Source organism: Streptomyces sp. NBC_01716, from assembly GCF_036248275.1.
Taxonomy (GTDB): Bacteria; Actinomycetota; Actinomycetes; order Streptomycetales; family Streptomycetaceae; genus Streptomyces.
Genome location: NZ_CP109181.1, coordinates 8493750 through 8507059 on the forward strand (window position 1 = coordinate 8493750; position 13310 = coordinate 8507059).

Below are 13310 nucleotides of genomic sequence, written 5' to 3' on the forward strand. Positions count from 1 at the left end.
GTGGGGCAGGTGCGGCCGGCGCGGGGCCCGTTCGGGCCGGGCCGGGTGAGCCGCGGGGCAGGGCGGGGGCCGTGCCCCGGCGGGCCGCGTGCGCTGCGGATCGGGAGGCTCATGCTTCAGGGCGCGGACGGTACGGGGCCGGTGGACTCCCGTACGACCAGGCACGGGCGTCCGTCGAGGACCGGCGGGGGTACGTCCTCGCCGCACCGGACGAGCAGCGTGCGGGCGGCGGCCGCACCGACCCGCTGCACCTGCTGGTCCACGGTGGTGAGCCGGGGATGCAGCCAACGGCCGAGCGGCAGGTTGTCGTACCCCACCACCGACACGTCCGCGGGCACCCGCAGCCCGCCGCGCTGGGCCGTACCGATACCGCAGACGGCCATGGAGTCGTTGGAGAAGACCAGCGCGGTCGGCCGGTCGGGCAGGGCGAGCAGTTCCTCGGTGACCGCGACGGCCGCCCGCTCGGTGAAATCGGTGTGCCGGACGGCGGCGGGCCGCAGCCCCGCCCCGGCGAGGGCGTCCTCGAACGCGGCCCGGCGCAGACCGGTGTGCACCAGATCGGCCGGGCCCGCGATGTACGCGAGGCGCCGGTGGCCGAGCTCCAGCAGGTGCGCGACGGCCTCACGGACACCGGCGTCCTGCTGCCCGAGGCCGACGCCGGGCACGGGCGAGGCCGGGTCAGGCGCGCCCAGCAGTACGGCGGGCAGCCCGAGGTCGCGCAGCAGCCGTGGGCGGGGGTCGTCCGCCCGCGCGTCGGTCAGGACCGCGCCGTCGATCCGGCCTTCCGCGGCCAGCCGTTCGTACAGCGCGCTCTCCTGGGCCATGTCGGCGACCAGATGGAGGAGCAGACCGTAGCCCCGGGGGGCCAGTTCGCCCTCCAGACCGGTGATCAGCTCACTGAAGTGCGGGTCCGCGCCCAGGACATCGGTGGGCCGCCGCACGACGAGCGCGATCGTACGGGTGCGCGCACGGCGCAGGGCCGACGCCGACGCGCTCGGCGACCAGCCCAGTTCGGCGGCCGCGTCCAGGACCCGGCGGCGGGTGGCATCCGAGATCCGGCCGGTGCCGTTGACGGCCTGGGAGACCGCGGCGGTGGAGACCCCGGCCGCGGCGGCCACTGCCTTGATCGTGGGCCGGGCGGCCGGGGCCCCTGACCCCGGCGACGTGCCCGCGCTGTTCCCCGCGTCCTCAGGACGCTCCTCGATACGTACCTTCACATCTTCACCGCCCCGCTGACGAGAGCCTGCTGCATGCGCTTCTGGAGCACGGTGTACACCACCCACACCGGGACCAGCGTCAGTACCGTGCCCGCCGTCAGAATGCCGTAGTCGGTGCCGGTCAGGGACTTCAGGGTGGGCAGGGCCACCTGTACGGTGCGCTGCTCGGGGTCGGGTCCGATGATGACGAGCGAGTAGAGGTACTCGTTCCAGAAGGTCAGGAAGTTCAGCAGGAGGATCGTCGCGATCCCCGGCATGCACATCGGCGTGTAGATGTGCCGCAGGACGGCGAAGGTGGACGCGCCGTCCAGGCGTGCCGCCTCCTCCATCTCCTGCGGGATGGTCCGCATGAACTGCACCAGGATCACGACCGAGAGCGGCATCGCCGTGGCCGGCAGGAACAGCACCATGAACGCCCGGGTGTGGAACAGCCCGGTCGCGGCGGCGAGCAGGAACGTGGGGAACAGCGCGGCGAACGTCGGGACCAGGAATCCCAGCGAGAACACCCGCTCCACGAACGCGCCGACGCGCCCCTGGCTCCGCGCGATGGCGAAGGCCGCCGGAATGGCGAGCGCCAGGGTGAGAGCCAGCGCGAGCACCGTGACCAGCGCGGAATTGACGATGGCCGTGCCCAGATCCGCGGAGGAGAACGCCTCCCTGAAATTGTGCGGGGACAAGGAGGCCGGCAGGGCGAACGGGCTCCCGAAGATCTGGTCGTTCGTCTTGAACGCCGAGACCAGCAGGTAGTAGAGGGGGACCACCAGCAGTGCCGCGTACAGCCAGGCGAGGATATGGGCCGGCAGCCAGGACCTTCCGAACTTCATGGAACCGCTCCGATCAGTAGTTCTGGCGGAAGACGCGACGGATGGTCAGCAGCCCGGCCAGACCGACCAGGAACAGGACCACACCGACGGTCTGGCTGTAGCCCAGATCGGCCGCGATGAACGCCTTCTGGTACACAAGGAAGGACAACGTTGTCGACGAGCTTCCCGGACCGCCCTGGGTGAGCAGCAGCACGTTCTGCGCGGAGCCGAACAGGGTCCACAGGAACTGAAGCATCGTCACGACACCCACGAAGTCCCGGATGACGGGGAAGTGGATACGCCACATCGCACGCCAGTGCCCGGCGCCGTCCAGCTGGGCGGCCTCCCCGATCTCGTCCGGCACGCTGCCCAGCCGGGCGGCGAACAGAACGGCCGTGAAGCCGATGCCGCTCCACACGTCGAGGACGATCAGGCAGTACAGGGCGGTGGACGGCGAGGCGAGCCAGGCGTCCGTCAGCGAACCCAGACCGACCTTGTCCAGACCGCCGTTGAGCAGCCCGTCCGGCGAGAGGACCGCGTAGAAGACCATCGCCTTGGCCGGGGTGGAGATCAGACCGGGGATGAAGAGCAGGTACCGCAGAGCGCGGTGGCCCGGCGGCCTCTGTGCGACGTAGTACCCCAGCATGTACGCGCCCACGATCATCACGGGCAGCGCGACGACGAGCTGGACTGCCGTGTTGCCCACCGCGTCCCAGAAGACCGGGTCGTCGAGGACGGCGCGGACGTTGCCGGAACCGGCGAACGACACCGGCTGGAGCATGCCCGGCCAGTGCAGGGCGGCGATGACGAAGATGGCGACCAGCGGGCCGACCATGAAGACGAGGTACCAGACCAGTGCCGGTACGGCCAGGACGACCCCGCCCTGCTTGCGGCGCGAGGGAGCGGCGGGGGACGGCGGCGGCGGGTCCGGCCGGCGGACCGGGGCGCCGCCCGGGGCGGACGAGAGCAACGTCATGAGGGGCCTCGCAGAGGGCTCGGGCGCGCGGATCAGGCCGTGCGGTAGGCGGATTCCAGGGCGGAGCGCACGGCGGCGGCGCTCGTCCCCGGGGTGAAGGCGGTGCTGGTCGCCGTGATCAGCGGCTGGGTCGCCGTCGGAGGGACGTACAGATCGGGCAGCAGGACCTGGCTGACCCGCTCACCGAGCCGCTGCGCCTCGGCCACCAGCGGGAACTGCTTGCTGACGGTGTCCGTCACGAGAGCCATGTCGCGTCCGCTCTCGGTGATGAAGCGCGAGACCACCTCGGGCCGGTACATGAAGCGCAGGAACTTCTCGACCGAGGACAGCTTCTTGACGCCGTTGGGACTGATCCAGAAGCCGATGAGGGTGTACGAGCGCAGGATCGTCGGTTTGTCGTGCGAGGCGCCGGGGGCCAGCGGCCAGCCACCGATCGCGGTGTGCCCGGCGGGCTTCGGGGCGACCTTCGCCAGCGCCGAGGACATCGCGGACTGGATGGCCGCCGCCTCGGTGTTGTACTGCGTCGTCATCGTGTCGGAGGTCAGTCCCTGTGCCTTGTCGGCGAAGACACCGGCGTCGCGCAGCTGGACGAAGTAGTCGATGCCCTCGCGGACGCCCCTGCTGCCGCTGAAGTCACCGGTCGAGTAGACGTTCCTGGCCTCGTCGGGCGTGAGGAAGGTCTGGATGATCTGGGCCAGCAGCTTCTGGCCGGTCCAGTCGTTGCCGCCGACGGTGACCGGGGCGATGCCCTTGGCGCGCAGCTTGCGCGCGGCGCCGATCAGCTGGTCCCCGGTGGTGGGCACGGAGTCGACGCCGGCCCGCTCCAGCAGGGCCGTGTTGTAGGCGACGGGCCAGTTGGTGGCGAAGTAGGGGAAGGCGCGCAGCCTGCCCTTGCTGTCGGTCCACTCCGCCAGGGCGGCGGGCAGGACGCGCTCGCGCAGTCCCCAGTCGTCGAGATACCCCTTCACATCGACGGTGGCACCGACATCGGTCCAGGCCAGCGTCTTGTCGTAGAGGTTGACCATGACCACGTCCGGCTCCTTGCGGGCCAGCCGGGAGGTCTCGTACACCTGGGGAAGGTCGTCGCCGTTGACAAGGTTCTTGATCCGGAGCCCGGGGTTCTCCTTCTGGAAGGCCTTGACGGCGGCCGTGTAGGTGGGGGAGCCCGGTGCGGTGGTGCCGAGCTGGGTGTGCACGAGCAGGGTGCCGGGGTCGGAATCGGCCGAGGCGAACGTGGAACAGCCGGACAGGGCGGGAAGTGCGGTAGCGGCGGCGAGGCCGGAGCCTGCCACGAGGAAACCGCGCCGACTCGGGGATGAGCGCACAGCGGGATGCCTCCAACCAGGATGCGAATCTTGTGGTTAATCGATGTACCAGTGGGTTGGGAGCAACTTAGAGGCACTTCCCGAAACGGTCAACCCCCGGTTGTGCATGCCGGAAACACGGACATCTCACGCGGATCGGCGCGGCGGCGCCCGGAGTTGGGAAGGCCTCCGGCGGTCTGCCGTATCCGTCGCAGGGCCGCCCGGCCGTCCGGCGCCGGCACATCCGCAGGGGGGCGGGGGCCGTCAGCTCCGCGGCAACTGGTCAGGTTCCGCGCTCTGTTGAAGTGCCGTAACGGTGATGCCCCCCCGCACCCGTACGGATCCGGTCCCTGTTCCCTCTGCCTGTCGCCCGGGCTATTTTCGGCGCAGGTCTCGCTACGCGGAGGCCCCGACTTTGCCGGCTGTGATCTGGGGAGGGTTGGGGAGCCGTGAGGCGAGGTTGTCCCGCACGAAGTGCGATGCCCGCAGGGTTGATTCCTCGGCACCGGCCTGGTCCCGGAAGACGCTGGTCGAGACGAATACCCCGTTCCCGGCGTCGATCCAGTAGAAGGCCACGAAGCCGGGGATCTGGCGCACGAGCGGTACGAATCCCTCTCTCACGAGGCGTGCCACCTCGGGCGGGTCGGTCACGCCTTCGTAGCGCCGTACCGCTGCGTACATGGCTGGTCTCCTCGCCGGTTCCGGGGGTGGTTTGCCTGTGCCGGAGTGCCGTACCCCCGCGGGGGTCAACCTGCTCACGAGGTGTCCCGCAATCACCGGAAAGGGCCGCTCGCGGTGATCCGGACGGCGGTTCCCGCTCCGAGTGGCTGTGGGGCCGGGCCGGGCGCAGGCTGGAAAGGGGCGTGTCATGCGGTGCATGGCAAGGGGGTGCAGGGGGGACCTGGAGGTGATTCGTCATGTCCACGCTCGTGGGATGGCATGTGGAGTTGCAGTTCACTGAGGAGGGCAGCCGTACCACGGCTGCGGCGCTGGTCAGACTCGCCGACGGCTCGGAGCTGAGGGGTCGGGGCCACGCTCTGCGTCACCCGACCGATCCGGAGCAGCTTCGGGTGGGCGAGGAGATCGCGGGCGCGCGGGCCATGTCGGACCTTGCGTCGCAGCTCCTGGAGAAGGCGCACGCGGAGATCGACGAGACGACGGGCCGTCACTCTCACCCGATCAACCACTGAGGGCCCGGATGCGCCGCGGGGGTCCATGCGTCCTGGCTCCGTCACGGGGAGCCCGGGCAGCCCCGGAAGCCCCCCAGTCCTTCACACGCCGTTTCGGACGCCGACGGCCGGAACGGCGGCCGATTGCCCGAGGCGGGCAGGCCCGCCACTACGGTCGTAACGGTCGGTGTCCTGATGGCCGAACGTCCGGACCGGGACACCGCCCTGGGCAGGAGCTGTGATCATCGTGTCCAACACGGTTGCCGGACCCGGCCTGGTGAAGCAGATGGCCGCCTGTGAGTGACACGACGACGTCACGATCCTCACACCCTGATGCGTCGGGAAAGCGGAACAGGTTGTCGTCGGTCCGGTTCTCGGCGAAGTCGCCACGGCGCACCGCCCGGCCGAGAGCGTCTTCCTCACCCAGGCCGGGTCACCTGGCGACGGCTCCCGGCAGGCCGGTCGTCGCGGGCATGAAAGCGGTCCTGGATGCGGGATCCATCTCGCCCGACCTGGTGGCGATCGAGGAACCGAAACCGGATCCGCCCAGGTCATCTCGTTGCCGCAGCGGCGGTCTGCCCTGTCGCCGGACTCCCGAAGCGGATCGAGGACTTCGACTTCGCGGCCCGCTTGGGTCCAGGCCGGCAACCCGCTCTGCCTGATCGGCGACTCCGGCACCGGCAAGTCGCACCTGCTGATCGGCCTCGGGACCGCGATCGCGGAAGCCGACGGCCGCGTCCGCTACACCACCGCCGCGAACCTGGTGAATGAACTGGCCGGAGCCGCCACCGGCAAGCGCCTCTGCCAGGCCATCGTCGACCGGCTCACCTTCGAGGCCCACATCATCGAGACCGGCACCAGACACGATCCCTCTCCCTCCCAGGACAGCCCGGAAACGTCACCTGATCGAGGGTGGGACCAACACAACTCGTTCAAGTGGGGCCGCTACGAACCGTCGAAAACACGGTTCGGGAACGCCGTGCCCGGCCTCGCCCCTTGCGTATCACCGATGCCCGCTGGGGAACGTCCCGGGGCTCGCCGGGAGGGCGGTCGTGAGGCGTACGCGCCGTGCGGGCGCAGGCTGGCGGGGCAGGGTGAAACCGCTCTCTTTATTGGTCTGGACATGACCAAGCCGGGCGGTTAGCTTCGTAGTTGGTCTGGACCAGAGCGCTGTTTTCTCATATGCGTGCCCCCCACCACGACTGGAGTGAGTAGGATGCGTAAGAGACTCATCACGGTACTGGCCGCCATAGGTCTCGCGGGCGCGAGTGTCTTCGTCACCACCGGCCCCGCACAGGCCCACGGTTACGTCTCCGACCCCACCAGCCGCCAGGTGTACTGCGCCGACGGCACCGTGTCCGGCTGCGGTCCCATCCAGCACGAGCCGCAGAGTGTCGAGGGACCCATCGGATTCCCGGGGGCGGGTCCCGAGGACGGGCAGATCTGCGCGGGCGGCAACGAGACGTTCGCGCCCCTCGACGACCCGCGGGGCGGCGCGTGGCCCACCACCAAGCTGACCGCGGGCGCCGAGCACACCTTCACCTGGACGCACACCGCGCGCCACGCGACCGTCGACTACCAGTACTTCGTCACCAAGGACGGTTGGGACCCCGGCTCCGAACTCACTCGCGCGGATCTGGAGCCGCAGCCGTTCCTGACGGTGCCGATGGGCGGGCAGCTCCCGGACATGAAGGAGAGCCACGCCGGGAAACTGCCGGACAAGTCCGGGCGCCACCTGATCCTGGCCGTCTGGAACAACGTGAACACTCCCACCGCCTGGTACGCCTGCTCCGACGTGGAGTTCTAGGGCGCGTGAGCACCGGGCGTCGCGTACTCGTCGACGGTGCGCTCGCGGCCCTCGCCCAGGACCAGCATGTGCAGGTTCATCGAGGGCGTGTCGCGACGCGCATGGCAAGCCGCGTGGGCCACGGTCGGCCCTGGGCCGAGCGCTTCCATCTGGATCAGGCGCGCGAGCGGTAGAAGTCCAGGTGGCGTTGCGCGGCGGTGTCCCAGGTGTGGCGGGTGGCCAGTGCCCGGCCGGCGGCCTGTCGGGCCGGGTCGTGATCGGTGAGGGCCTGGCCGAGTTCGCCGGCCAGGTCTTCCGGGGTGGCGCCGAAACGGGCAGCGGGTCCGAAGACCTCGCGCAGGACAGGGAGGTCGCGAACGACCAGCGGGACCCCGGCAGCCAGTGCCTCCATGGCGGCGAGCCCGAAGCCCTCTTTGAGGGAAGGGAAGGCGAAGGCATCGGCGGCCGCGACGAGCGCGGGGAGTTCGTCGTCGGGGACAGGTCCGAGGGCAACGGGTTCGACGCCGAGTTCGCGGGCCCGGGTCTCCCAGCGGGCGCGGTAGTCGCGGTAGTCGAAGAGGGTTTCACCGCCCGCGATGACCAGCCGCACGTCGGGGTGTTCGGCACGCAGCAGCGCGTAGGTCTCCAGCAGGTCCAGTGATCCCTTGCGAGGCTCGATACCTCCGACGGTCAGCACATAGCTGCCCAGCTGGTCCTTCCAGCGGGCTCGGTCGGCCGGGACGGTGGTCGCGAAGCGCTCGTACGCCACCCCGTTGGGGATGACCTCGGTCTTCAGGCCCCAGCCCCGGGCGAGTTCGTCGGCGACTGACTGTGACACGCACACATGCGCGTACGGCTCCACGATGGCGCGTTCGTGGCACGCGGCCAGTTCGGGGGTGGTGAAGTGGTCGAGGTGGTGGACCGTGCGGATGCAGCGGCCCACCGCGTTGGCGCTGATGCAGTCCTGGGCGTGGACGATGTCGTACGGTCCCGGATCGAAGGCCGCGCGCAGGGTCGCGATGGAGCGCAGAATGCGGGCGCCGACCGTCTCGTCCGGCGGCCCGTCCGGGAAGGGCACGATCCGTACGCGTACAGCCGGGTCCACGGGGCGGAAGAAGCCGCCGTCGCCGCCCCGGCCCAGCGACCAGACCGTGACGTCCTGTCCGGCGGTGGCGAGTGCCTCGGCGAGGGCAAGCGTGTGCACGACGCCGCCGCGCGGTTTGGTCGAGTAGCTCAGCAGGGCGATCTTCACGAGGGAGTCTCCCGGTAGGCGGCGGGCCGGCGTTCGTCGAGGTGGCGCAGGATGCGGCGGGCGCGGTCGATCTCGGCGGCCACGTCGATCTCGGCGACGGCGAGGCCGGCTTTGGCCCAGGTGCGGGCGAGGATGTCGCCGCCGGGGCCGACGACCTTGGACTGGCCGAGGAAGCGCATGCCGCCCATGGCGCCGGTCTGGTTGGAGGAGGCGAGGACGACCTGGTTCTCGGCGGCGCGGGCCTGGTCGTAGAGGTCGAAGAGTTTGGCCTGGCGGTCCTGGGCCATGCGCGGGGCGCGGTTGGTGATGCTGGTGGGCCATGCGGACAGGCAGGCGAGGATGCCGGCGCCGTCCAGGGCCAGGGAGCGGGCGGACTCGGGGAAGGTCTTGTCGTAGTCGATGAGCATGCCGATGCGGCCGACGGGGGTGTCGAAGGCGTTGAAGCGGTCGCCGGGCGCATAAGCCGTGACCTCGCCGGCCGGGAGGTGGACCTTGCGGTGGCGGCCCAGGACGCCGTCACCGCTGACGCATACGGCGGCGTTGAAGCGCTCGGTGCCGCCGTCCTCGCAGTAGCCGACGCACACGACCATCTCGGCGGCCAGGCGCGCGACTTGGAGGATCAGCGGGTCGTCCGGCTTCAGGGCCGGGGGCAGGGCATCCGGTTCCGGGTGGCGCAGGTCGGCGAGGTAGCCGCCGAGCGCGGCGTCGGGCAGGACGAGCAGTCCGGCGCCGGACTTGCGTGCGTCGTCGATGAGTTTGGCGATACGCGCGAGGTCGAACTCCAGGTCGCGGCCGAAGTGGGCGGCGGCGGCCGCGATCCGGATCGTGCTCATGTGCGGGACGCTCCTGCGTACGTGTAGGTTTCCGGGCGCCGGTCGCGCAGGTGGCCCATCGAACGGCGGGCGGTCTCCAGGGCCTGGGCGACATCGAGTTCGGCGACCGCCAGGCCGGCTTCGACACCGGTGTCCGCGAGGATCTCACCGCCGGGGTCGACGACCTTGGCGCTGCCGACGAATCGTAGCGATCCGAAGGTACCGGCCTGGTTGGAGGAGATCCACACGATCTGATTCTCCAGGGCGCGGGCCCGGTCGAACAGGTCGAAGCGGCGCTTCCAGCGGTCGTCCGCGAGGTCGGTGGCGGCGTTGGTCCGTGAGCCGGGCCAGGCCGAGACCACCACGCCGATCTCGGCGCCGTCGAGGGCCAGTGCGCGGGCCGACTCGGGGAACGCCTTGTCGTAGCAGATCATCATGCCGATCCGGCCGACCGGGGTGTCGAAGGCGTCAAAACGGTCGCCGGAAGCGTAGCTGGCGTCCTCGCTCAGCGGCTGGTGGACCTTGCGGTGGTTGCCGAGCACGCCGTCGCCGTTGACGCAGACCACGCTGTTGTAGCGGGCGTCGCCGGCGTCCTCGCAGTAGCCCGCCACGACCGTCATGTCACCGGCCAGGCAGGCCAGTCGGCGGATCTCCGGCCCGTCGAGGGCGAGCGCGGGCGGGCCCTCGTCCACCTCGCCGTCGTCATCAAGACTCAGCAGATAGCCGCCGAGGCAGGCCTCCGGCAGGGCGAGGAACCGGACGCCCTCGGCCCGAGCCTCCTTGATCAACCGCTCGACCATCGCGAAGTCCTCTTCGAGGTCGCGGCCGAACTCGGCGGCGACGGCCGCCATTCGCAGGGTGGTCATGCGCTCCCCATCCCGGTTACCGATGAGGTGACCGCTTCGGTGATCTCTCCGTCGGGCCAGCGCAGCCCGACGCCTTGTCCTTCTGTCAGCTCGCCGCACACGGCGCCCGTCGCGGGCCCGGCGGGCAGCGGCGGGGCACCCGGCGCGTCGGTGGTGAGCATGGCGAAGCCGGGGAAACAGGTGAACCAGTCGCCCGTCGTCGCGGCCGGCGGCCGGGGCACGGCGGCCACGTCGAGGACGGCCCCGCAGCCGCTCGCCTCGGCGAGCATGCCGAGGGTACCGGCGATCCCCGCCATCGAGACGTCCTTGGCGGCGGCAGGCCGGGCGGCGGCCACCGCGCCGGTCATGGCGCGCAGTTCGTCCGTACGACGACGGGTGGACGAATCCCACTGCCGGCCCCGGTAGCCGGGGCGCCAGCTCCCGCCGAGGTCGGCTGTCAGGCGTACGGCGTGTCCTGGGCGCCCGCCGCCGCCCGGGACGGGACGGTCGGTGCGGCCGAGGGCTGTCACCGACAGGGCGGCGGGGACGCCCAGTTGGGTGTGCCCGCCGAGGACCGGCACGCCGTACGCCTGCCCCGCCCGGCCCAGTCCCGCGAGGATCCGCGCGGCGTGTGCGGCGTTCTTCGCGGCCACCGCGTCGAGCAGCCCGAGCGGTGAAGCACCCATCGCCGCGAGGTCGTTGACGTTCACGAGGACGGAACACCAGCCCGCCCACCCGGGATCCCGCTCGACCATGGACGGCACGATCGCGTCGCAGGCGGCGATCACGTCGGTGCCGGGGATCGGGGCGCCGTCGTCCCCGATGAAACCCGCGCCGCCGAGGGCGGCCGGGTCCCTCGCTGTTCGCCGCAGCTCCGTGAGCAGTGGTCCGAGCGCGGCTTTGGCAGATGTTGCCCGGGCCGCCGTCCGCCCGATCGGCCACCGCATCAGCACATGCGGCGCGTTTGCGACCGTCGCCTCGCGCACCGAGCGCCAGCCGAGCCGCTTGAAGAGGACTTCGTTGCGGGCCTGGACGGTCGCGTCGAAGCGCAGCGCACCCTCGGCCTCCGCCCTCGCGCAGGCCGCCCGGACGAGCGCGGCGCCGATGCCCTGCGGGCCGCGGGCGCCGGGGGCGACGACGAGTCGGCCGCCGGCCCACCAGCCGATGTCGGGGCCGTCGGCGACCGGACCGAGCCGTACTCCGCCGACGATGGTGCCCGCGTGATCCCTGGCGACCAGCACGAGTGTACGGGCGTCGCCGTCCCGGTCGTCGAGATCGTGGCCGGTGAAGAGGCCCTGCTCGTGGACGAAGGCGTCCCGCCGCAGGCGGTGGTAGGCGACCAACTCCGCTTTGTCAGCGGCCTGTTCGATGTGGAACCGGGGTCTGCGGGCGAGTGTGCTGCGGTCGCCGAGCAGCGCCAGGATGTCGACCGGCCCGTCCGCCGTGGGCGGTGCCGTGGATCCGTCGAGGTACACGGGCATCACCCGCCCGCCGTCCTCAGTACGCTGCACGCGCCGCAGGCCGCGCAGCCGGCCTGCTGGTCGGCACCGTTCATGCCCGCCGCGCGCAGCTTCACGGCGACGCCCTCGGTGACGTATCGCAGCAATTCCGCACTCGGGGCCGCGATCCCGTCGCGGGCGGCGAGCGTGCCGCCCATCGGCCGGAAGGGCACGACGAAGGGGTATACCCCGCGGTCGATCAACTCCGCGGCTCCCGCGATGAGTTCGTCGGGATTCTCACCGAGGCCGACGAGCAGGTAGGTGGAGACCCGGTTGGGTCCGAAGACCCGTACCGCCTCGTCCCACGCGGCCTCGTACTCGGCCATCGGGACGGTGGACTTGCCGGGCATCCACCGCCGGCGCACCTTGTCGTCGAGGGATTCGACATGAATGCCGATGGCGGTGGCTCCGGCTTCGTGGAGTTCGCGGATCCAGGCCAGGTCGCCGGGCGGTTCGCACTGCACCTGGATGGGCAGGCCGGGCACGGTGGCGAGGACGGCGCGCACGGAGCGTACGAGATTGCGGGCGCCCCGGTCCGGGCCGGTCGTCGTGCCGGTGGTCATGACCATCTGCCGGACACCGTCCAACCGCACGGCCGCCTCCGCGACTTCGGCAAGCTGCGCCGGGGTCTTGGCCGCGACCGTGGCGCCGGTGCGCAGGGACTCCTCGATTGTGCAGAAGCGGCAGCGGTCGGACTCGGCGTAGCGGATGCAGGTCTGTACGACGGTGGTGGCGACGACGTCGGCGCCGTGCAGGCGGGCGATGTGCTCGTAGGGGATGCCGTCGGCGGTGGTCAGGTCGTAGAACTTCGGGCGGCGTACGGTGGTCAGGGTCAGGCCGGTGTCCTGGGGTGTCCCGGTGTCCTCGCCGAGCCAGACCTTTCCGTCGCGCACGGAGTAGGGGCTGTCGGGGTTGGTGGGCAGCGCGGCGTTGGCACCGTCGACGAGGACGTGCCCGTCGTCGCTGGGTCCCGCGCCGTCCGGCCGCCGCACAGGAGCCGCCAACCGGACTCCGTGGAGGGCGAGTTCGGCCCGGGTCATGATCCGCACGTCCACCGCTGTGTTGGTGCCAACGCTCACGGCATGCCCCTCAGAGCTGGTAGGTGGAGTTGATGATGGCGCCCTTGCGCGCGTAGTGGATCAGCGCGTCCTGGACGTCCAGGGGATGGGTCGGGATGACGCCCTCGATGAGGTCCTCCTCGCGGGCGCCGTGCAGGGACAGGCCGAAGCGGCAGCAGAAGGCCTTGCCGCCCTCGGCGATGAACGTCTTGAGCTGGTTGTTGATGTTGTGCTCGCCGGGGAAGGCGGAGTTGCCGACGGTCGGGAACCCGCGCGTGGCAAGGCAGTTCAGCGAACCCGGGCCGTAGAAGTAGATGGCGGTCTCGAAGCCTTTGCGCAGGGCACGGGTGGCCTGGAGCACAGCGACGAAGGAGACCGACGACTCGTGGGCGATGCCGTGCACGAGAGTGAAGTAGGTCTCTCCGTCCTCGGCCTTGTAGTCCGGGAAGACCTTGGTGTCGCCGTAGATGCTCGTGCCCTCGGGGAGGGAGGGGTGGGCGATCTCGTTGAGGGACTTCCGCTCGATCTCGGTGAGTTCGACGATTTCCGACATGGCTGTCTCCTTGTACGAGTGGACGGTGAGGTGGGT

General features: G+C 70.8%; 13 protein-coding genes and 1 pseudogene. 3 read left to right on the plus strand and 11 right to left on the minus strand.

Annotated features, from left to right (window positions below; translation table 11 throughout):
- Positions 1-116: 116 nt before the first annotated feature.
- The 5 genes from OIE74_RS37745 to OIE74_RS37765 form a co-directional block, all read right to left on the minus strand.
- Positions 117-1118, minus strand: coding sequence for a LacI family DNA-binding transcriptional regulator (locus OIE74_RS37745; protein WP_329392579.1), 1002 nt, complete (start codon positions 1116-1118; stop codon positions 117-119).
- A gap of 95 nt (positions 1119-1213) precedes the next feature.
- The gene (locus OIE74_RS37750; RefSeq protein WP_329392010.1) at positions 1214-2041 is read right to left on the minus strand and encodes a carbohydrate ABC transporter permease; all 828 of its coding nucleotides are present in this window, start codon (positions 2039-2041) and stop codon (positions 1214-1216) included.
- 13 nt (positions 2042-2054) lie between these two features.
- Positions 2055-2996 carry a carbohydrate ABC transporter permease gene (locus OIE74_RS37755; protein ID WP_329392012.1) on the minus strand — a complete coding sequence of 314 codons (942 nt, stop codon included), beginning with the start codon at positions 2994-2996 and terminating at the stop codon, positions 2055-2057.
- A gap of 32 nt (positions 2997-3028) precedes the next feature.
- Entirely contained in the window at positions 3029-4321 is a 1293-nt protein-coding gene (locus OIE74_RS37760; protein WP_329392014.1) for an ABC transporter substrate-binding protein, read from the minus strand.
- 375 nt (positions 4322-4696) lie between these two features.
- Positions 4697-4981, minus strand: a complete 285-nt coding sequence (locus OIE74_RS37765; RefSeq protein WP_329392016.1) for a hypothetical protein — start codon at positions 4979-4981, stop codon at positions 4697-4699.
- A gap of 236 nt (positions 4982-5217) precedes the next feature.
- On the opposite strand from OIE74_RS37765, the gene OIE74_RS37770 reads away from it, so the two are divergent.
- The 3 genes and pseudogenes from OIE74_RS37770 to OIE74_RS37780 all read left to right on the plus strand — a co-directional run bounded on the left by OIE74_RS37770 (position 5218) and on the right by OIE74_RS37780 (position 7276).
- A complete protein-coding gene (locus tag OIE74_RS37770) occupies positions 5218-5490 on the plus strand; it encodes a DUF1876 domain-containing protein (RefSeq protein WP_329392018.1) in 273 nt (90 codons plus the stop codon).
- A gap of 610 nt (positions 5491-6100) precedes the next feature.
- Positions 6101-6613: pseudogene (locus OIE74_RS38765) on the plus strand (ATP-binding protein); the annotation flags it as partial.
- Between the two features lie 72 nt (positions 6614-6685).
- Positions 6686-7276, plus strand: a complete 591-nt coding sequence (locus OIE74_RS37780; protein ID WP_329392020.1) for a lytic polysaccharide monooxygenase auxiliary activity family 9 protein — start codon at positions 6686-6688, stop codon at positions 7274-7276.
- A gap of 154 nt (positions 7277-7430) precedes the next feature.
- On the opposite strand, the gene OIE74_RS37785 is transcribed toward OIE74_RS37780, so the two are convergent.
- Genes OIE74_RS37785 through OIE74_RS37810 form a run of 6 tightly spaced genes read right to left on the minus strand, consistent with a single transcriptional unit; the run spans position 7431 to position 13274 of the window.
- Entirely contained in the window at positions 7431-8507 is a 1077-nt protein-coding gene (locus OIE74_RS37785; protein ID WP_329392022.1) for an MSMEG_0565 family glycosyltransferase, read from the minus strand.
- Positions 8504-9340: a carbon-nitrogen hydrolase family protein gene (locus OIE74_RS37790; protein ID WP_329392023.1), complete on the minus strand. Its 837-nt coding sequence runs from the start codon at positions 9338-9340 to the stop codon at positions 8504-8506. The genes OIE74_RS37785 and OIE74_RS37790 overlap by 4 nt, the downstream gene beginning before the upstream one ends.
- On the minus strand, positions 9337-10185 hold the full coding sequence (locus OIE74_RS37795; RefSeq protein WP_329392024.1) for a carbon-nitrogen hydrolase family protein: 849 nt from the start codon (positions 10183-10185) through the stop codon (positions 9337-9339). The genes OIE74_RS37790 and OIE74_RS37795 overlap by 4 nt, the downstream gene beginning before the upstream one ends.
- Positions 10182-11675, minus strand: a complete 1494-nt coding sequence (locus OIE74_RS37800) for an MSMEG_0567/sll0787 family protein (protein WP_329392026.1) — start codon at positions 11673-11675, stop codon at positions 10182-10184. The genes OIE74_RS37795 and OIE74_RS37800 overlap by 4 nt, the downstream gene beginning before the upstream one ends.
- On the minus strand, positions 11645-12742 hold the full coding sequence (locus OIE74_RS37805; RefSeq protein ID WP_329392027.1) for an MSMEG_0568 family radical SAM protein: 1098 nt from the start codon (positions 12740-12742) through the stop codon (positions 11645-11647). The genes OIE74_RS37800 and OIE74_RS37805 overlap by 31 nt, the downstream gene beginning before the upstream one ends.
- A 10-nt stretch (positions 12743-12752) precedes the next feature.
- A complete protein-coding gene (locus OIE74_RS37810) occupies positions 12753-13274 on the minus strand; it encodes an MSMEG_0572/Sll0783 family nitrogen starvation response protein (protein WP_329392028.1) in 522 nt (173 codons plus the stop codon).
- Between the last annotated feature and the right edge of the window lie 36 nt (positions 13275-13310).

Coding starts and splice junctions, on each gene's coding strand:
- OIE74_RS37750 (WP_329392010.1), bottom strand. CDS start 2,041: ATGAAGTTCGGAAGGTCCTGGCTGCCGGCCCATATCCTCGCCTGGCTG.
- OIE74_RS37755 (WP_329392012.1), bottom strand. CDS start 2,996: ATGACGTTGCTCTCGTCCGCCCCGGGCGGCGCCCCGGTCCGCCGGCCG.
- OIE74_RS37765 (WP_329392016.1), bottom strand. CDS start 4,981: ATGTACGCAGCGGTACGGCGCTACGAAGGCGTGACCGACCCGCCCGAG.
- OIE74_RS37770 (WP_329392018.1), top strand. CDS start 5,218: ATGTCCACGCTCGTGGGATGGCATGTGGAGTTGCAGTTCACTGAGGAG.
- OIE74_RS37780 (WP_329392020.1), top strand. CDS start 6,686: ATGCGTAAGAGACTCATCACGGTACTGGCCGCCATAGGTCTCGCGGGC.
- OIE74_RS37790 (WP_329392023.1), bottom strand. CDS start 9,340: ATGAGCACGATCCGGATCGCGGCCGCCGCCGCCCACTTCGGCCGCGAC.
- OIE74_RS37795 (WP_329392024.1), bottom strand. CDS start 10,185: ATGACCACCCTGCGAATGGCGGCCGTCGCCGCCGAGTTCGGCCGCGAC.
- OIE74_RS37810 (WP_329392028.1), bottom strand. CDS start 13,274: ATGTCGGAAATCGTCGAACTCACCGAGATCGAGCGGAAGTCCCTCAAC.